The 16624-nt window shown below is 69.7% G+C and carries 16 protein-coding genes and 1 tRNA gene; 11 read left to right on the top strand and 6 right to left on the bottom strand.

Annotated features, from left to right (window positions below; translation table 11 throughout):
- The first annotated feature begins 70 nt into the window (after positions 1-70).
- The 4 genes from ABD194_RS00790 to pntB all read left to right on the top strand — a co-directional run bounded on the left by ABD194_RS00790 (position 71) and on the right by pntB (position 5088).
- The gene (locus ABD194_RS00790; RefSeq protein ID WP_343986036.1) at positions 71-454 is read left to right on the top strand and encodes an SHOCT domain-containing protein; all 384 of its coding nucleotides are present in this window, start codon (positions 71-73) and stop codon (positions 452-454) included.
- Between the two features lie 16 nt (positions 455-470).
- A complete protein-coding gene (locus tag ABD194_RS00795; RefSeq protein WP_343986039.1) occupies positions 471-1910 on the top strand; it encodes a DUF2252 domain-containing protein in 1440 nt (479 codons plus the stop codon).
- Positions 1911-2133: 223 nt separating this feature from the next.
- Positions 2134-3699 (top strand): Re/Si-specific NAD(P)(+) transhydrogenase subunit alpha, encoded by a 1566-nt coding sequence (locus tag ABD194_RS00800; protein ID WP_343986042.1) that lies wholly within the window; start codon positions 2134-2136, stop codon positions 3697-3699.
- Between the two features lie 66 nt (positions 3700-3765).
- Positions 3766-5088: a Re/Si-specific NAD(P)(+) transhydrogenase subunit beta gene (gene pntB / locus ABD194_RS00805; protein WP_425579939.1), complete on the top strand. Its 1323-nt coding sequence runs from the start codon at positions 3766-3768 to the stop codon at positions 5086-5088.
- Positions 5089-5272: 184 nt separating this feature from the next.
- Here pntB and ABD194_RS00810 read toward each other — a convergent pair whose 3' ends face one another.
- The 4 genes from ABD194_RS00810 to ABD194_RS00825 all read right to left on the bottom strand — a co-directional run bounded on the left by ABD194_RS00810 (position 5273) and on the right by ABD194_RS00825 (position 8930).
- Positions 5273-6193: a hypothetical protein gene (locus tag ABD194_RS00810; RefSeq protein ID WP_343986046.1), complete on the bottom strand. Its 921-nt coding sequence runs from the start codon at positions 6191-6193 to the stop codon at positions 5273-5275.
- 162 nt (positions 6194-6355) lie between these two features.
- Positions 6356-7855, bottom strand: a complete 1500-nt coding sequence (locus ABD194_RS00815) for an APC family permease (protein WP_343986049.1) — start codon at positions 7853-7855, stop codon at positions 6356-6358.
- A 112-nt stretch (positions 7856-7967) separates the two neighbouring features.
- Positions 7968-8741 carry a PH domain-containing protein gene (locus ABD194_RS00820; RefSeq protein ID WP_343986052.1) on the bottom strand — a complete coding sequence of 258 codons (774 nt, stop codon included), beginning with the start codon at positions 8739-8741 and terminating at the stop codon, positions 7968-7970.
- Positions 8742-8759: 18 nt separating this feature from the next.
- The gene (locus ABD194_RS00825) at positions 8760-8930 is read right to left on the bottom strand and encodes a hypothetical protein (RefSeq protein WP_343986056.1); all 171 of its coding nucleotides are present in this window, start codon (positions 8928-8930) and stop codon (positions 8760-8762) included.
- Between the two features lie 176 nt (positions 8931-9106).
- Here ABD194_RS00825 and ABD194_RS00830 point away from each other — a divergent pair, with 176 nt between their 5' ends.
- Entirely contained in the window at positions 9107-10096 is a 990-nt protein-coding gene (locus ABD194_RS00830; protein WP_343986058.1) for a small ribosomal subunit Rsm22 family protein, read from the top strand.
- Between the two features lie 21 nt (positions 10097-10117).
- Here the strand turns inward: ABD194_RS00830 and upp are convergent, their stop codons facing one another.
- On the bottom strand, positions 10118-10756 hold the full coding sequence (upp, locus tag ABD194_RS00835) for a uracil phosphoribosyltransferase (RefSeq protein WP_343986061.1): 639 nt from the start codon (positions 10754-10756) through the stop codon (positions 10118-10120).
- 17 nt (positions 10757-10773) lie between these two features.
- On the opposite strand from upp, the gene ABD194_RS00840 reads away from it, so the two are divergent.
- Both ABD194_RS00840 and ABD194_RS00845 read left to right on the top strand, forming a co-directional pair.
- Positions 10774-11277, top strand: a complete 504-nt coding sequence (locus tag ABD194_RS00840; protein WP_343986064.1) for a nucleoside deaminase — start codon at positions 10774-10776, stop codon at positions 11275-11277.
- Positions 11278-11287: 10 nt separating this feature from the next.
- A tRNA-Ser gene (locus ABD194_RS00845) sits at positions 11288-11377 on the top strand.
- A 61-nt stretch (positions 11378-11438) separates the two neighbouring features.
- Here the strand turns inward: ABD194_RS00845 and ABD194_RS00850 are convergent.
- Positions 11439-12065 carry a hypothetical protein gene (locus tag ABD194_RS00850; RefSeq protein WP_343986067.1) on the bottom strand — a complete coding sequence of 209 codons (627 nt, stop codon included), beginning with the start codon at positions 12063-12065 and terminating at the stop codon, positions 11439-11441.
- A 66-nt stretch (positions 12066-12131) separates the two neighbouring features.
- Between ABD194_RS00850 and ABD194_RS00855 the strand changes: the two genes are divergently transcribed.
- From ABD194_RS00855 to ABD194_RS00870, 4 genes are all read left to right on the top strand, one after another.
- A complete protein-coding gene (locus ABD194_RS00855) occupies positions 12132-12776 on the top strand; it encodes a DUF2291 family protein (protein ID WP_343986070.1) in 645 nt (214 codons plus the stop codon).
- Positions 12773-14377, top strand: coding sequence for a sugar ABC transporter ATP-binding protein (locus tag ABD194_RS00860; protein WP_343986072.1), 1605 nt, complete (start codon positions 12773-12775; stop codon positions 14375-14377). The genes ABD194_RS00855 and ABD194_RS00860 overlap by 4 nt, the downstream gene beginning before the upstream one ends.
- Complete coding sequence (locus ABD194_RS00865) at positions 14374-15468, top strand: ABC transporter permease (RefSeq protein ID WP_343986074.1); 1095 nt, start codon at positions 14374-14376, stop codon at positions 15466-15468. The genes ABD194_RS00860 and ABD194_RS00865 overlap by 4 nt, the downstream gene beginning before the upstream one ends.
- A 149-nt stretch (positions 15469-15617) precedes the next feature.
- Complete coding sequence (locus ABD194_RS00870) at positions 15618-16616, top strand: D-ribose ABC transporter substrate-binding protein (RefSeq protein WP_343986077.1); 999 nt, start codon at positions 15618-15620, stop codon at positions 16614-16616.
- Positions 16617-16624 lie beyond the last annotated feature (8 nt).

A 16624-nucleotide genomic window follows, 5' to 3' on the forward strand; every position in this document is an offset into this window, starting at 1 on the left:
TGCGGCCGGATGACGCTGGGCTCCGAGCACACCCGCCTGGGTGACTGCCCTATGAGAAAGGCGCCCCGACATGTCGTTCTGGGACATCATCTGGTTCATCGTCGTCTTCTTCGCGTTCACCTCCTACCTCATGGCACTGTTCTGGATCCTGACCGACCTGTTCCGCGACAAGGGCCTCTCGGGCTGGTTCAAGGCGATCTGGGTCGTGTGCCTGGTCGTCTTCCCGCTCATCACGGCGCTCGTCTACCTGATCGCCCGTGGCCGGACCATGAGCGAGCGCTCGGCCGAGCAGTACGCCGAGGCACGCAAGGTCCAGGACGAGTACGTCCGCTCCGTCGCGGGCACGCCGGCGTCGGGCCCCGAGCAGATCGCCAAGGCGAAGGAGCTGCTCGACTCGGGCGCGATCTCACCCGACGAGTTCAGCGCCTTGAAGCAGAAGGCCCTCGCGGCCTGACGGGCGGGGTGCAGCCATGGGTGCCACACCGGTCACCAGCCTCCCGGACACGCGATCGCGCACCGAGCGGGTTCGAGGGGTTGCCGAACGTATGCCGCTCGGCTCGCACGCGCAGCTCGCGCCGTGGGCCGGCCGGGACCCCCTCGCGACCCTCGAGGAACAGGGCCGCACCCGCGTGCCGGAGCTGTTGCCCGTGCGCTACGGCCGGATGCTGGCGTCGCCCTTCGCCTTCTACCGGGGCGGCGCGGCGATCATGGCGGCCGACCTGGCGGCGGCCGGGAGCTCCGGGATCACGGTCCAGCTCTGCGGTGACGCGCACGTCTCGAACTTCGGGTTCTTCGGCACGCCGGAGCGCAAGCAGGTGTTCGACCTCAACGACTTCGACGAGACGTGGCCGGGTCCGTTCGAGTGGGACGTCAAGCGGCTGGCCGCCAGCCTCGAGATCGCCGGCCGCGAGACCGGGCTGCGCCGCAAGGAACGGCGCGCGCTCACGGTGGGCACCGTTCGCGCGTACCGTCGCTCGATGGCCGAGTTCGCCGGGCAGTCGGCGCTCGAGGTCTGGTATGCGCGCGCCGAGCTGCAGCCGGGCCTTCCTCGGCTGATGAAGGAGCTGCCGAAGGCGGCGAGGGCGGCCACGGCCAAGGTCGTCAGCAAGTCACGTGGCCGGGACGCCGCCCATGCCGTGGCGAAGCTGACCCGGTCGGAGTTCGGCCAGCGACGTTTCGTCAGCGACCCACCGATCCTCGTGCCCCTGCGCGAGCTGGCGCCCGAGCTGGCGGAGGACCTGACGAAGCTGCTCAGCCAGCTGCTCGAGCAGTACCGAAGCAGCCTGCAGCCCGACCGGCGCGTCCTCCTGGACCGGTACCAGCTGGTCGACATGGCGCGGAAGGCGGTCGGGGTCGGCTCCGTCGGGACGCGCGCGTGGCTGCTGCTGCTGACCGACGAGCTCGGAAACCCGTTGCTGCTGCAGGCGAAGGAGGCTGCCGAGTCGGTCCTGGCGCCGCACCTGCCGTGGCCGGCGCTGGACAACCAGGGGCGCCGGGTCGTCGAGGGCCAGCGGCTCATGCAGGCGAGCAGCGACATCCTCCTGGGCTGGCAGCGGGTCACGGGTGTCGACGGCGTCGAGCGGGACTTCTACCTGCGGCAGTTCCGTGACTGGAAGGGCGGCTTCGAGATCGAGACCCTCGACCCTGCGACGATGGCGCGCCTCAGCGAAGCGTGCGCCTGGACCTTGGCGCGCGCCCATGCGCGGTCCGGGGACCCTCGCGACATCGCCCTGTACCTGGCGACCCCACCGGGGCCCACGCCGCCCGACGGCGTCTCGGACGCCGGCGCCGTCTTCGACGAGGCGGTCGCCGACTTCGCGGTCGCGTATGCCGACCAGAACGAGCGGGACCACGCCGAGCTGGCTGCGGCGGTGGACTCCGGGCGGCTGCCCGCCGTCCACGACCTCTGAGCCGCCCGTCGGCCTTCGACCCGCACCGACCCGCACCGCCTCGAGCCGCTCCCGCTCGAGGCGGTGCATGGCCGTGCGCCTGCAGCGCGTGCCCACGATCAGAGATCCTGGAGCTGTCCGGGCGTCATTTGTGTGACGTGCCGGGCAGAGCCGCGCATACCTGCCGGTCGTGCCCTAGGTTCTGGAACCAGTGCCCCAGCCCTGAGTGCGAAGGAGCCCCAGCGTGCAGATCGGTGTGCCCCGTGAGACCCGTGCGCGTGAGACACGCGTCGCCGCGACGCCCAAGACCGTCGAGCAGCTCGTCGGCCTCGGCTACGACGTCGTGGTGGAGGGCGGCGCGGGCGAGGCGGCGAGCTTCTCCGACGAGGCGTATGCCGTCGCCGGCGCCCGCGTGGTCTCCACCGGCGAGGCGTGGGCCTCGGAGGTCGTCCACAAGGTCAACGCGCCCACGGATGAGGAGGTCTCGCTGCTGCGGCCCGGGACCGTCCTCGTCTGTCTGCTGGCGCCAGCACTCAACCCGGAGCTCGTGGAGAGGCTGCGCGCCGCGGGTGTGACCGCGATGGCCATGGACGCCGTGCCGCGCATCTCTCGCGCGCAGTCCCTCGACGTCCTGTCCTCGATGGCCAACATCGCCGGTTACCGCGCCGTCGTCGAGGCCGCTCACCGGTTCGGGTCGTTCTTCACCGGCCAGGTGACGGCAGCCGGCAAGGTGCCCCCCGCCAAGGTCCTGGTCGCGGGCGCCGGTGTGGCGGGTCTCGCGGCGATCGGGACCGCGCGGTCCCTCGGCGCCATCGTGCGGGCGACGGATGCCCGCGCCGAGGTGGCCGAGCAGGTCGAGTCCATGGGGGCGGACTTCCTGGCGGTGCAGCTGCCGGAGGTCGATGCCGCCGCCTCGTCGAGCGACGGCTACGCCCGCGAGATGGGTGAGGAGTTCAACCGTCGGGCGGCTGAGCTCTATGCCGCCCAGGCACCCGACGTCGACATCATCGTCACGACGGCGCTCATCCCGGGCCGTCCTGCACCGCGCCTCATCACCGCGGAGATGGTCGCCTCGATGAAGCCGGGATCGGTGGTCGTCGACATGGCTGCCGCCAACGGTGGGAACGTCGAGGGCTCCGTCGCCGACGAGGTGGTCGTCACCGGCAACGGCGTGACGATCATCGGCTACACCGACCTCGCGGCCCGGCTCCCGACTCAGGCGTCGCAGCTCTACGCCACGAACCTCGTCAACCTGATGAAGCTGCTGACCCCGGGCAAGGACGGGCAGCTCGTCCTCGACTTCGACGACGTCGTCCAGCGCAACATGACCGTCGCCCGGGACGGGGAGCTGCTCTGGCCCCCGCCCGCCATCCAGGTCAGCGCGGCACCCGTGGCCAAGCAGCCGGCATACGGCACGGAGGTCGTCAAGGAGCCGCCACGACCACGCGACCCGCGGCGGAGGTACGTCGCGATGGCGATCGGGACGGCCGTGTTCGCGGCCGTCGCAGCGGTCTCGCCGACCAGCTTCCTCGGCCATTTCACGGTCTTCGCGCTCGCCGTCGTCATCGGCTACTACGTCATCGGGAACGTGCACCACGCCCTGCACACCCCGCTCATGTCGGTGACCAACGCCATCAGCGGCATCATCGTCGTGGGCGCCCTGCTCCAGCTCGGCGGCGCGCGTACGTCGATGAGCTCCTACGTGGTGATCGTCGTGCTGGCCTTCGTGGCCACCCTGATCGCAAGCATCAACATCTTCGGTGGCTTCACCGTGACCCGACGCATGCTCACGATGTTCAGGAAGGGCTGAGCCGTGACCGACGTCAGCACCTCGCTCATCCAGGCGGCCTACATCGTCGCGGCGCTGCTGTTCATCATGTCGCTCGCCGGCCTGTCGAAGCACGAGACGGCCAAGGACGGCAACGTCCTCGGGATGGTCGGCATGGGTCTCGCCCTCGTCGCCACGCTCTGGCTCTCGCTGCGCCACGCTCCGTGGGGCAACGTCGTCGCCGTCTTCGTCGCCATGGCGATCGGCGCCGCGATCGGCATCTGGCGTGCGCGCCGGGTCGAGATGACCGGCATGCCCGAGCTCATCGCGATGCTGCACTCCTTCGTCGGCGCGGCGGCGGTGCTGGTGGGGCTCAACACCTTCATCGCGGCGGACGGCGCCGGCGACTCCGTACACCTCGTCGAGGTCTTCCTCGGCGTCTTCATCGGCGCAGTCACGTTCACCGGCTCGATCGTTGCGTTCCTCAAGCTGTCGGCGCGCATCTCGAGCAGGCCGCTGATGCTGCCGGCACGCCACTGGCTCAACCTGGCCGCGCTCGTCGTGTCCGCCGGTCTGCTGGTCTGGTTCGTGGCGGGCGACTCGCTGGTGCCGCTGCTCGTCATGACGGCGATCGCGCTGGCCTTCGGCTGGCACCTCGTCGCCTCCATCGGCGGCGGCGACATGCCGGTCGTCGTGTCGATGCTCAACAGCTACTCCGGCTGGGCGGCGGCTGCAGCCGGCTTCATGCTCGGCAACGACCTGCTGATCGTCACCGGAGCCCTCGTCGGCTCCTCCGGTGCGTACCTGTCCTACATCATGTGCAAGGCGATGAACCGGTCGTTCGTGTCGGTCATTGCCGGCGGCTTCGGCTCGGACGGTGCCGTGTCCGACTCGGACGTCGACTACGGCGACTACCGGGAGACCAACGCCGCGGAGGTCGCGGAGCTGCTGAAGGATGCATCGTCCGTCGTCATCACCCCCGGCTACGGCATGGCGGTGGCGCAGGCGCAGTACCCGGTTGCCGACCTCACCTCGAAGCTGCGCGAGCGTGGGGTCGAGGTGCGGTTCGGCATCCACCCGGTGGCAGGCCGCCTGCCCGGCCACATGAACGTGCTGCTGGCGGAGGCGAAGGTGCCCTACGACATCGTGCTCGAGATGGACGAGATCAACGAGGACTTTCCCGACACCGACGTCGTGCTCGTCATCGGCGCGAACGACACGGTCAACCCGGCCGCGGCGGAGGACCCGGCCTCACCGATCGCCGGCATGCCCGTCCTCGAGGTCTGGAAGGCCAAGGAGGTCGTCGTCTTCAAGCGCTCGATGGCTGCCGGCTACGCAGGCGTGCAGAACCCGCTCTTCTTCCGCGACAACTCCGCCATGCTCTTCGGCGACGCCAAGGAACGCGTCGAGGACATCATCAAGGCCCTCTGAACGCGCCGATTCGAGGCAGACGCCTGCCTCGCGCCCCCCTTCTTCCCGAACGCAGCGTTCGATCACGAACGCGGTGTTAGAACACTGAGTTCGCCACCGAACGCTGCGTTCGGTGGGGATGCAAGGGTGAGCGCGGCCCGGAGAGAGCAGTCCGAGCGGGGAGAGCGGCGGGCTGGGGGATGGCTCAGGCGGCCGTGGCGCAGGAGTCGCGGATGCTCGCCTCGACTCGAGCGCGCACCAGGGCCGGCTTCGCCAGGTCGGCGCGCGTGAGACGAACGACGAAGTAGCCGAGACGTCGTAGCTCGTCCTCGCGGAGCTTCTCCTGGAAGTTGGCTCGTGCCGCGTCGGGGTTCACATCGGGGTTGTACTTGAGCTTCCCGTCGAACTCGATGAGAACGCGGGTGCCGTCGATGCGGAAGTCGGTGTGGAAGACGCGGCCCGGCCGCTCCAGCCGGGGCACCTCGAACTGCGGGGTGAAGGAGTAGCCGAGCTCGCGCAGCACCTGCGCAGTCAACGTCTCGCCCGGTGACTCGTGCCGGGCGTCGCACCAGGGGACGGCGGCTTTCGCGCGGGTGACGCCGCGTTGGCCACGCAGTGCGTGCGCCGCCGCCGCCAGGCGCGCCGGTGTGATGAGCGAACGATGCAGGCAGTGGTCGGCCACGACCAGCATGCCGGTCTGGCTGCGAAGCCCCACCTGCGCGACGGCCAGGGCGAGGTCCACGGTGGCGCGCTCGTGCTGCAGGCCGGGGTGGTCGAGGCGCTCGTGGATGTGGACGCGGCTGAACGCGCGGAACTTCATGTCGGGGTCTCGCCACATGAGGTGCACCGTTCCCCAGTCGATGTCCTCGTCGGGTAGGTCCAGCAGGGCGACCACGGAGCAGTGCGACGCCATGACCGCGTCCCCGTACTCCTCGAGCAGAGCGATGACCCGGAGGCGGTGCCGGTGCTTGTCACCGGCGGGTCGCTCGACGGAGTACCAGCCGCGATGCAGTGGATGACATCTCCCACGCGCGACCAGGCTGCGCAGCAGTGCGCCACTGATGCCGCAGGCGTGCGCAGCCGCGGCGGAGAAGACCCCGGCAGGAGCGAGACGGTGCAGATCCATCGGACCATCGTGACGGCATACGCCGGCCGGCCGCTGGGGGCCTGTGGACAACCCCGACGGCACAACAGCGAACGCGGCGTTCGGTCGCGAAAGCAGTGTTCTAACACTGAGTTCGTCAGCGAACGCCGCGTTCGGTGAGACAAGGGGCTGGGTGAGGGGGTGTCAGCGTTCGCCGACGACCTCGGGGGCCTCTTGGGCCCGCCCTTCGTCGACGCCCCTCCCGACGTTGCTGTGCGACCGCGAGTAGGTGAAGTAGATGAGGAAGCCCAGCGCCATCCAGACGACGAAACGGATCCAGGTCTCGACGGACAGGTTGAGCACCAGGTAGAAGCAGGCCAGTGCCGAGAGCCAGGGGACCCACGGGTTGCCGGGCACCTTGAACGAGCGCTTCAAGTCGGGGCGGCGCTTGCGCAGGATCGGCACGGCCAGCGAGACCAGCAGGAACGCGGTGAGCGTCCCGATGTTCACCATCTCCTCGAGCGTCCCGATCGGCGTGAGGGACGCGGTGAGGGCCACCACCGCGCCGATGATCAGGGTCAGGCGCACGGGAGTGCCGGTCCGGGGGTTGGTGCGGCCGAGACCCGAGGGCAGCAGGTTGTCGCGGCTCATCGCGAAGGTCACGCGGGTGGCGCCGATGAGCAGGGTCAAGACGACGGTGGTCAGGCCCGCGACCGCGCCGGCAGCGATGACCGTGGCGAAGCCGTCCTTGCCGATGTGCACGAACGCGTTCGCCAGGGCGGCCTTCGGGTCGATCTCGCTGTACTTCTGCATGCCGGTCAGCACGAGGGCGACCGCCATGTAGAGCACCGTGCAGATGACCAGGGAGCCGATGATGCCTCGCGGAAGGTCACGCTGGGGATTCCTGGCCTCCTCAGCCGTGGTGGCGACGACGTCGAAGCCGATGTAGGCGAAGAACACCAGCGCCGCGGCCGACATGATGCCCATGACCCCGAAGGTCGCCGGCGTCATGCCGCTGATGAGCTGGATGAGGGGGGTGCTGAGCCCGGCGGCAGCCTTGCCCGGCTGGCTCGGGGGGATGAAGGGCGTCCAGTTGTCGCGGTTGACGAAGAACGCTCCCGCGACGATGACGAACAGGACGATGAAGAGCTTGAGCGCCACGAGCACGAGGTTGACCCGCATCGACTCCTTGATGCCCTTCGCGATGAGCAGGGTGAGAGCGGCCACAAGGACGAAGGCGGGAAGGTCGAAGTGGGAGCCGGGACCGACCGCGGCGGGCCACGCGACGCCGAGCTGCTTCAGCAGGGTCACGAGGTAGGTCGACCACCCCTGGGCGACGACGCTCGCGCCGAGCATCAGCTCGAGGAGCAGGTCCCAGCCGATGATCCACGCGATGAGTTCGCCGAGCGTCGCGTAGGAGAAGGTGTAGGCCGAGCCGGCGATCGGGACCGTCGAGGCGAACTCGGCATAGCAGAGTGCGGCGAGCCCGCACACGACGGCGCCGAGAACGAACGAGAAGACGACCGAGGGCCCGGCGTAGGCCTGGGCGGCCTTGCCCGCGACCGTGAAGATGCCGGCGCCGATGATGACGCCGATGCCGAAGACCGTGAGGTCCAGGGCGCTGAGGGTTCTCTTGAGCTTGTGGTCGGCTTCCTCGGCCGAGGCCATCGAGGACTCGATCGACTTGGTGCGGAAGACGCTCATGGATGACCTCCGAGCAGGTCGGGTGACGACGGATCATCACAAACTAGCGGGGCTCGTCATCGACGGCGACCCCCTGGCCGTCAGTCGCCCGTCAGTCGCCTTCACTCGACCGTCAGTCGTCGGAGCGCCGGCTCTCCCGGGAGGGCCAGATGGGGCCGGTGTCGGCGCCGCGACGACGCCGCTTGAGGTCCTCGCTCTCGTAGACGGTCTCGGGACTGCCCTCGGACCGTCGGGCCTGCCGTCGTGCCGGCCGCTGGATCGGCATCGCCCGGGAGTAGGAGTCGAGCCGGTCAGAGGTGGGGTTGTGGACGGCATCGACGTCGGGGAACCCGCGCTCGAGATCGCCCAGCTCCTCGAAGTCCTCGTCACCCGGCGGCGGGACGATGTGGAAGATCTCGGCGCAGATGTCCCGGTAGGTCCGGTCGGGGTTGGGCACCCACTTGACCTCACGCAGGGCCTGGTCCTGGCCGGCGCTCTCGAGCACGAACTTGCCGTAGCCGAGGAACTGACCCGGGATGGACCGGACGTAGCTCATGTCGGTGACCTTGAGCAGCGGCATCATCGCGACCTTGTGCGTGACGAGCCCGTAGCGCAGCAGCAGCCGCTTGTCGGTGGCCACGAACCAGTTGTGGCTCCAGTCCACGAGGCACCAGACGAGGCGGGCGAGGACCGCGAGGAAGAGCCACCAGAACGCGGTGCCGACCATCTCGGTCGACTTGGTGACGTTGGAGTCGACCCAGATCGCGGCGACGAAGGCCAGCGTCGTGGTCGCGACGGGTTCGGCGAGCTTCACCCAGTGCGCACGCACGGCGGTGACGAGCCGTTCGCCCGGGAGCAGGATCGGGGCCAGTCCCGCCGGGACCTCCGTGCTCCGAAGCAGCGCCATGGGATCAGTGTGCTCGCGTCACCGGTTGAGCAGCGAGTTGAAGAACCGGAGGATCGCGTCGAAGCCGTCGACCAGGACGCCCCAGATGTTGCGCACGATGTCCGCCGCCTTGTCGGGAGAGGTGAAGACGGCATAGACGAAGAACGCGAGCACGAAAATCAGGATGATCTTCTTGACCTTGGGGCCCATGGTGTCGCTCCTTGGAGGGAAGGTGCTGGCGCTGCCCTGACAGCCCCACGGCACAGGGGTGCGCCCAGTGTGCCGTATGGGGCGCCTGTGGCCCGGGAGGCGGCGGCAGCGTGTCCCTCGCCGTGGCCCAGAGGTCGCGCGAGGAGCCGCCGTCACGGCGCGGCTATCCTCCTCGCGTGCCCCGAACGCCGACGTATGCCGCCGAGCTGCGTGCCGCCCTGAGCCGGGTCGTGCGCGGGGTCGACGAGCGGGACCTGGCCCGGGCCGCCGAGGCACTGGTCTCGCGCTACCGCTCCGTGGGCCCGGCCTCGACGCCGATCCTCGCCTCTGACGTCCACGTCGCCGCCTACGCCGCCTACCGGATGCCGGCGACCCACGCTGCACTGGCGCGGGCGCTGGAGGCGGTGGCGGATCGAAACCTGCAGCCGCGCTCCCTCCTCGACCTCGGCGGCGGCACGGGGGCAGCGGCCTGGGCGGCCGCGGCCGCCTTCCCCTCGCTCGAGTCGATCACGGTGCTCGACCAGGTCGAGGCCGCGCTGGCCCTCGGGCGCGAGCTCGTCGCGGACGCGCCCTCACCGGCGCTCGCCGGTGCGACGTTCGCCCGGGCGCGGGCCGGCGCCTGGCCCGACGCCGGTGCCGACCTCGTCACCGTGTCGTACGTCCTCAGCGAGCTCGACGAGCGCCAGCAGGACGCGTTGGTGGCCGATGCCATGCAGCGCGGCCGGGCCGTCGTCGTGGTCGAGCCCGGCACCCCTGACGGGTACGCGCGGGTGATCCGCGTGCGGTCCGCCCTTCTCGCCGCCGGCTGGTCCCTGCTCGGACCGTGCCCGCACGAGGCGGGCTGCCCTCTGCGGCAAGCCGACTGGTGCCACTTCGCCGCACGCGTCAACCGCTCCGCGGAGCACCGGCGGATCAAGGGGGCCGAGCTGTCCTACGAGGACGAGAAGTTCTCGTGGGTGGCTGCGGCCTCGCCCGGCGTACTGGATTCATCGAGAGCTCAGGCGGATTCGGGTCGCATCATCCGGCATCCCGTGAAGCGCAAGGGACTCGTCGAGTTCCAGGTGTGTCGAGCTGACGGCACGGCCGGCCGTGAGGTCGTCTCGAAGAAGGCGGGGGAGCGCTACCGGAGGGCACGCGACGCCGAGTGGGGCGACACGCTCCCCTGAGCGGACGGCATACGCAATCGGTCAGACGACGCCGTAGAGGCGGTCGCCGGCGTCGCCGAGTCCGGGGACGATGTAGCCCTTCTCGTTGAGCTTCTCGTCGATGGTGCCGAGCACGACCTTGACCGGGATGTCACTCTCGGACAGCTCCTCCTCGAGGTGCCTGATGCCTTCGGGGGCGGCGAGGAGGCAGACGGCGGTGATGTCTCGGGCACCCTTGCTCGTCAGGTAGTCGATCGCCATGACGAGCGTGCCTCCGGTGGCGAGCATCGGGTCGAGGATGAACACCTGGCGCCCGGTGAGGTCGTCGGGCAGGCGGTTGGCGTAGGTGGAGACCTCGAGTGTCTCCTCATTGCGGATCATGCCGAGGAAGCCCACCTCGGCGCTCGGCAGGAGCTTGACCATGCCGTCGAGCATGCCGAGGCCCGCCCGGAGGATCGGCACGATGATCGGCTTCGGGTTGGACAGCTTGATGCCCGTCGTGCTCGCGACCGGTGTCTCGATCTCGAACGGCTCGACGCGCACGTCGCGGGTGGCCTCGTAGGCGAGCAGCGTCACGAGCTCCTCCGCGAGGCGTCGGAACGTCGGGCTGTCGGTCCGCTTGTCGCGCAGGTAGGTCAGCTTGTGGGCGATGAGCGGGTGGTCTGCGACATGGACGTCCATGGGTGGAAACTTAGCGCGTGGCCACAGGATCCGAGACCTCCCGCAAGAGCGCCGTCCCCACGCCGGAGACGTATGCCGGCTGGCTGGGCGAGGCGCTCGAGCTCGCCGCCTCGACGGTCGGCTCGCAGGACGTCCCCGTGGGGGCGCTCGTCCTGGATGCCGACAGTGCCGTGCTCGGTCGCGGCCGCAACGTGCGGGAGGAGATCGGCGACCCGACGGGCCACGCGGAGGTCGTGGCGCTGCGGGAGGCGTCCCGGGCGATCGGCTCCTGGCGGCTGGAGGGGTGCACCCTCGTCGTGACGCTGGAACCGTGTGTCATGTGTGCGGGGGCGGCCATGGCGGCACGGCTCGAGCGCATCGTGTTCGGGGCCTGGGACCCCAAGGCGGGGGCCTGCGGCTCGGTGTGGGACTTGACGCGTGATCCGCTCGCGACGCACAACGTCGACGTCGTCGGCGGGGTGCGAGCGGAGGAGTCCGCGGCGCTCCTGGTCGATTTCTTCGAGGGCCGTCGCCTCCGGTAGGGTCTCTCCCGGTGGCGTGTCCGAGCGGCCAAAGGAGCACGCCTCGAAAGCGTGTGTGGGGGTGACTCCACCGTGGGTTCAAATCCCACCGCCACCGCCAGTCACATCGAAGCAGGACCCCGACGCTCTGTCGGGGTCCTGCTTCGTTACGTCGCCGTGGCTCAGCCGACGGTGAGGATGATTCGCGCGTAGCGGGTGAGTGGTAAGGGGCCGTCATCGGTGGCCTGGAAGATGAACGACAGCGTCTGGCCCGGCTGGGCGTCCGCAGGGACGGTGACCCTGGTCTTCGCGGAGCCGGCGTCGGCCACGGGAACGGAGCCCGGATAGGTGCCCTCCTCGCGGTACTGCCACCACTTGGTGTAGACGACACCCTCGGTGTCGAGGTCGTTGGTGTAAGGAGATAGCGGATGAGGCAGGCCAGGTCGTCCTGCTCCATGTCCGTCGTCACGACCGTGCGGTGCCTGGCCTGCTGGCCGACCTGCGAGACCGCGTCGGCGGAGCGGGGCGCCGGTGCGGCGCCTGCAGTGGTGGCGGCGCCGGTGACGGCGGTGGCGCAGCACACTGCTGCGAGGGCGGCGCCGAGGCGGCGCAGGTGGTGGGGGGACCGCTGGGCCCGCGGGTGGTAAGGGCGCTCGAAGGCTGGACGGGCCCCGTCCCGTTGTCAAGATGGGTCTTCTGTGCCACGTGGCCACCGGCCGCGCCGCGTCGGTGGGCGCGGCCACCGGGGCGCCGCGCCAGTCTGGGAAATTCGGCAAATCGTTGACATGGCGTCGCCCGCTGGGCATCATCGTCGTATGTTCGTTCAATGGCGAATGGGTATTCAGCGGGCCGTGCTGGCCCGTACGCTCGTCGGCGTGGCCGCCGCGCTCGCGGTAGGCGGGTCCCTGGCCGCCTGCTCCCACGTGCCCGGCGTCTACACCTACGTCCCCGCAGGCCAGGAGAAGGCCGCGGGTGCCGGTGGCTCGGCCGCCTTCGACGCCAAGACGTACGCCAACGGCATCTGGGACAGCAAGGTGCTGCCCACGGTGCAGAAGGACGCGGTCCCTGCCACCGAGCTGCTACCCGCCCTCGAGGCGAACCAGGACGCGGCGAGCAAGAAGTACGGCAACCAAGCGGGCACCGGCAGCCCGTACGCGTTCCTCGTCAAGGGCGCCGGCACCGTGACGGCCGTCGACCAGGAGACGCCCACGCACCCGTTGACGGTCAAGGTCGACGGGCTGTCCGGCAAGGCCGCGAACGTGCAGGTCGTCACCGGACCCGTCATCGCCGGCACGGCCCTGCGCGACGCCGTCAAGTTCATCACCTTCGGCAACTTCACCAACCAGCTCAACTACGCCGACGCGGCCACCGGGCTGAACAACAAGGTCAAGTCCGACGTCCTGTCGAAGGTCAAGGCGAAGGACCTCGTCGGCAAGAAGGTCACCTTCGCGGGAGCGTTCTCGCTCGTGGCCCCGGGCGTCGTCGCCATCGTTCCCACGCAGCTTGAGCCGGCGTCATGACCGCCGCTGCGGAGGCGACGTCAAGCCCGGCCCCGGCGGCCGACGACGTCGTGCTGCGTGCCGTCGACGTGACCAAGGCGTACGGCGGCGTCCGGGCGCTCAAGAGCGTCACCTTCGAGGCCTACCGCGGCAAGGTCAACGTCCTCGTCGGCGAGAACGGCGCAGGCAAGTCCACGCTCATGAAGATCCTCGCCGGCGCCGAGCAGCCGAGCTCGGGCTCGATCCTGCTCGACGACGAGCCGGTCAGCATCGGCAGCCCGCGAGATGCCATCGCGCACGGCATCGGCATCATCCACCAGGAGCTGAGCCTCTTCCCGAACATGTCGATCGCCGAGAACCTCTTCGCAGGGCGGGAGCTCCGGCGGGGCCGGCGGTTCGTCGACCACGCGGCCCAGCGGCGGCGGACCGTCAAGGCCCTCGAGCGCCTCGGCCAGGACCTCGACCCCGACATGCTCGTGGGCGAGCTGCCGATCGGCAAGCAGCAGCTCGTCGAGATCGCCCGGGTGCTCCTCGAGGACGTGCGCATCCTCATCATGGACGAGCCGACCTCGGCCCTGTCCAACCACGAGGTCGACGTCCTCTTCAAGGTCATGGACGACCTGCGCCGGGACGACGTCACGATCATCTACATCTCCCACAAGCTGGACGAGTTCCGCCGCATCGGCGACTACGTCACCGTCCTGCGCGACGGGGCCCTCGTGGCCCACGAACCGATGACGGGCACCGACACCGCGTGGATCGTGCGCCAGATGGTGGGCCAGGACCCGGACGCGCTCTTCTCCCGGTCCGCCGGTGACATCGGCGACGTCCTGCTGGAGGTCTCCGGCGTGACCGTGCCCGGCTCGCCACGCGACCTCGTCTCCGACGTCTCCTTGCAGGTGCGTGCCGGTGAGGTCGTCGGCATCTACGGCCTCATGGGCGCCGGGCGCACCGAGCTGTTCGAGGCACTGATGGGCACGCGCGCGTCGACCGGTGAGGTGGCCGTCCGGGGCGAGGTCGTCAAGGACGCGAGCGTCCGCGCACGGCAGGCAGCGGGCCTCGCGCTCGTGCCCGAGGACCGTCAGCGAGACGGGCTCGTCCAGACGATGAGCGTCGGCGACAACGTCCTGCTCTCCACGATCGGCAAGCTGGCCCGACGTGGCCTCGTGCCGCAGAAGGCCGAGCGCAGCGTCGCATGTGACAAGGTGCGCGAGCTGTCGATCAAGATCCCGGCGCTCGCCGCCCCCGTCACCTCGCTGAGCGGCGGCAACCAGCAGAAGGTCGTCCTGGCCCGCGCGCTGCTGACCGAGCCGGTCGTGCTTCTGCTCGACGAGCCGACGCGCGGCATCGACGTCGGGGCCAAGAGCCAGATCGCCGAGATCATGAGCGAGCTCGCCGAGGCCGGCTACGGCGTCCTGTTCATCTCCTCCGAGCTCGCCGAGGTCATGGCCATGGCCGACCGCGTACTCGTCATGGCGCGCGGGCGCATCACGGCAGAGCTGTCCGGCGACGCCCTGACCGAGGAGGCGCTCGTCTCGGCGTCCGCCTCCGACGCCGTGCTCGCCGCCGCGGCCGCCGGCACCGACATCCTCTCCACCCCAGCCACGGAGGTCCCCGAATGAGCAACACGGACGTCGCGCCCGCCACGTCGACCCAGCCACCGCCCACCCAGCACAACGACGGGGCGCGCCGCGGGGACATCCTGGCGCGAGTCGGCCTGCTGCTGCTGCGTGGCCGGACGTTGGTCGTGCTCGTCCTGCTCATCATCCTCTTCGGCACGATGTCGCAGGACTACCTCACCTCGAGCAACCTCATCGTGATGACCAAGCACGTGGCCATCAACGCGATCCTGGCCATCGGCGTCACCTTCGTCATCCTCACCGGCGGGATCGACCTGTCGGTCGGCTCGGTCGCCGGCCTGTCCAGCATGATCGTCGGCGGCCTGCTCTTCGCCGGTCTCGGACTGCCGGGCGGGGGCGTGCTCTACCTGTCGGTGGGGGCGGTCATCCTCGTGGGGATCCTCGTCGGGTGCCTCGTCGGGTGGGTCAACGGCATCCTGATCACGAAGTTCCGGGTGGCCCCGTTCATCGCGACCCTCGGCATGCTCTACGTGGCCCGCGGCGCGGCCCAGCTGCGCAGCAACGGCGGCACGTTCCCCAACCTCGCGGGCAGTCCCGAGCACGGCAACGAGGGGTTCCACGTCATCGGTGTCGACAGCTGGTTCGGCATCCCGGTGGCCGTCTGGATCATGGTCGTGGTGGCGGTCATCGCCGTCATCGTCACCACCAAGACGCCGTTCGGCCGACGGGTCTACGCCGTCGGCGGCAACGACCGAGCGGCTGTGCTGGCCGGCATCCGCGTCCCGCGGATCACCATCGCCGTGTACGTCATCAGCGGCGCCTGCGCGGCCCTGGCCGGCATGCTCCTCACCTCGGAGCTCGGCGCTGCCTACCCTGACACGGCAACGACGTACGAGCTCAACGCCATCGCGGCCGCCGTTCTCGGCGGCACCGCCCTGAGCGGGGGGCGGGGCACGATCGTCGGCACCGTCATGGGCGCCTTCGTCATCGGCTTCCTCGCCGACGGACTCGTCCTCGTCGGGGTCTCGACCTTCTGGCAGTCGGTCGTCAAGGGCGCCGTCATCATCCTCGCCATCGTCCTCGAGCAGGCCCAGCAGCGGCTCCAGACCGCGCTGTCGCAGAGGGCGGCATGAACCGCGTGCACGGCCGGCCGAGGGCGAGCGCGCCCTGGGCGCGTTCGAGCCGCTCAGATCCTCCACGAGATCCATCCCAGCTCCCTCCATCAAGCAGTGATCCAGTTCAGCAACCCGAAAGGACCTTCATGTTCCGTCACACCTCACGCATGAGCCGGGCGCTGCTGCCCGTGGCCGCTGCGGCTCTCGTCCTCGGCACCGCCGCCTGCGGCGGCAGCTCCGGCGGCGCGACCGGGGGCGGCACCTCCTCCGCGGCCGCAGCCGCGGCCGGCGGCTCGGGGTCCAAGCTCGTCGTCATCATCACGCCCTCGCCGGACAACGTGTTCTTCAAGGCCGAGCAGGACGCGGCCGCGGCCAAGGCCAAGGCCCTCGGCTACGAGACCCTGGTGATCAGCCACGACGACGACCCGACGAAGCAGAGCCAGGCCTTCGACACCGCCATCTCGCGCAAGGCCGCGGCGATCATCGTCGACAACGCCGGGGCCGACGTGACGGTCACCGCGGTCAAGAAGGCCAAGGACGCGGGCATCCCGTCCTTCCTCATCGACCGCGAGATCAACCAGACCGGTGTCGCCGTGGCGCAGATCGTCTCCAACAACGCCCAGGGCGCCGGGCTCGGTGGCCAGGAGTTCGCCAAGCAGATGAAGAACAGCGGCAACTACGCCGAGCTGACCGGCAAGGAGACCGACACCAACGCCGGTGTCCGCTCGAAGGGCTACCACGACATCCTCGACCAGATCCCGTCGATGAAGATGGTTGCCCAGCAGACGGCCAACTGGGACCAGGCCGAGGCCCTCGCCAAGACCCAGACGATCCTGCAGGCGCACCCGGACATCAAGGGCATCATCGCGGGCAACGACACGATGGCCCTCGGTGCTCAAGCGGCGCTCGACGCTGCCGGCAAGAAGGACGTCGTCGTCGTCGGCTTCGACGGCAGCCCCGACGTCGTCAGCTCCATCAAGGCCGGCAAGATCAAGGCCACCGTCCTGCAGCCGGCCAGCCAGATCGCCGAGATGGCGGTCGAGCAGGCGGACGCGTACGTCAAGGGCGGGAACAAGGCCTCCAAGCCCGAGAAGCAGTCGGTCGACTGCATCCTGGTGACCAAGGACAACGCAGCCAAGGTGAACAACTTCTCCGTCTCCGGCTGATCCACCAT

The organism is Terrabacter terrae (assembly GCF_039529575.1).
GTDB lineage: Bacteria > Actinomycetota > Actinomycetes > Actinomycetales > Dermatophilaceae > Terrabacter > Terrabacter terrae.

Coding starts and splice junctions, on each gene's coding strand:
- ABD194_RS00860 (WP_343986072.1), top strand. CDS start 12,773: ATGACCGCCGCTGCGGAGGCGACGTCAAGCCCGGCCCCGGCGGCCGAC.
- ABD194_RS00815 (WP_343986049.1), bottom strand. CDS start 7,855: ATGAGCGTCTTCCGCACCAAGTCGATCGAGTCCTCGATGGCCTCGGCC.
- ABD194_RS00820 (WP_343986052.1), bottom strand. CDS start 8,741: ATGGCGCTGCTTCGGAGCACGGAGGTCCCGGCGGGACTGGCCCCGATC.
- ABD194_RS00825 (WP_343986056.1), bottom strand. CDS start 8,930: ATGGGCCCCAAGGTCAAGAAGATCATCCTGATTTTCGTGCTCGCGTTC.
- ABD194_RS00865 (WP_343986074.1), top strand. CDS start 14,374: ATGAGCAACACGGACGTCGCGCCCGCCACGTCGACCCAGCCACCGCCC.
- ABD194_RS00795 (WP_343986039.1), top strand. CDS start 471: ATGGGTGCCACACCGGTCACCAGCCTCCCGGACACGCGATCGCGCACC.
- ABD194_RS00810 (WP_343986046.1), bottom strand. CDS start 6,193: ATGGATCTGCACCGTCTCGCTCCTGCCGGGGTCTTCTCCGCCGCGGCT.
- ABD194_RS00870 (WP_343986077.1), top strand. CDS start 15,618: ATGAGCCGGGCGCTGCTGCCCGTGGCCGCTGCGGCTCTCGTCCTCGGC.
- upp (WP_343986061.1), bottom strand. CDS start 10,756: ATGGACGTCCATGTCGCAGACCACCCGCTCATCGCCCACAAGCTGACC.
- ABD194_RS00790 (WP_343986036.1), top strand. CDS start 71: ATGTCGTTCTGGGACATCATCTGGTTCATCGTCGTCTTCTTCGCGTTC.
- pntB (WP_425579939.1), top strand. CDS start 3,766: ATGTCGCTCGCCGGCCTGTCGAAGCACGAGACGGCCAAGGACGGCAAC.
- ABD194_RS00850 (WP_343986067.1), bottom strand. CDS start 12,065: ATGATGCCCAGCGGGCGACGCCATGTCAACGATTTGCCGAATTTCCCA.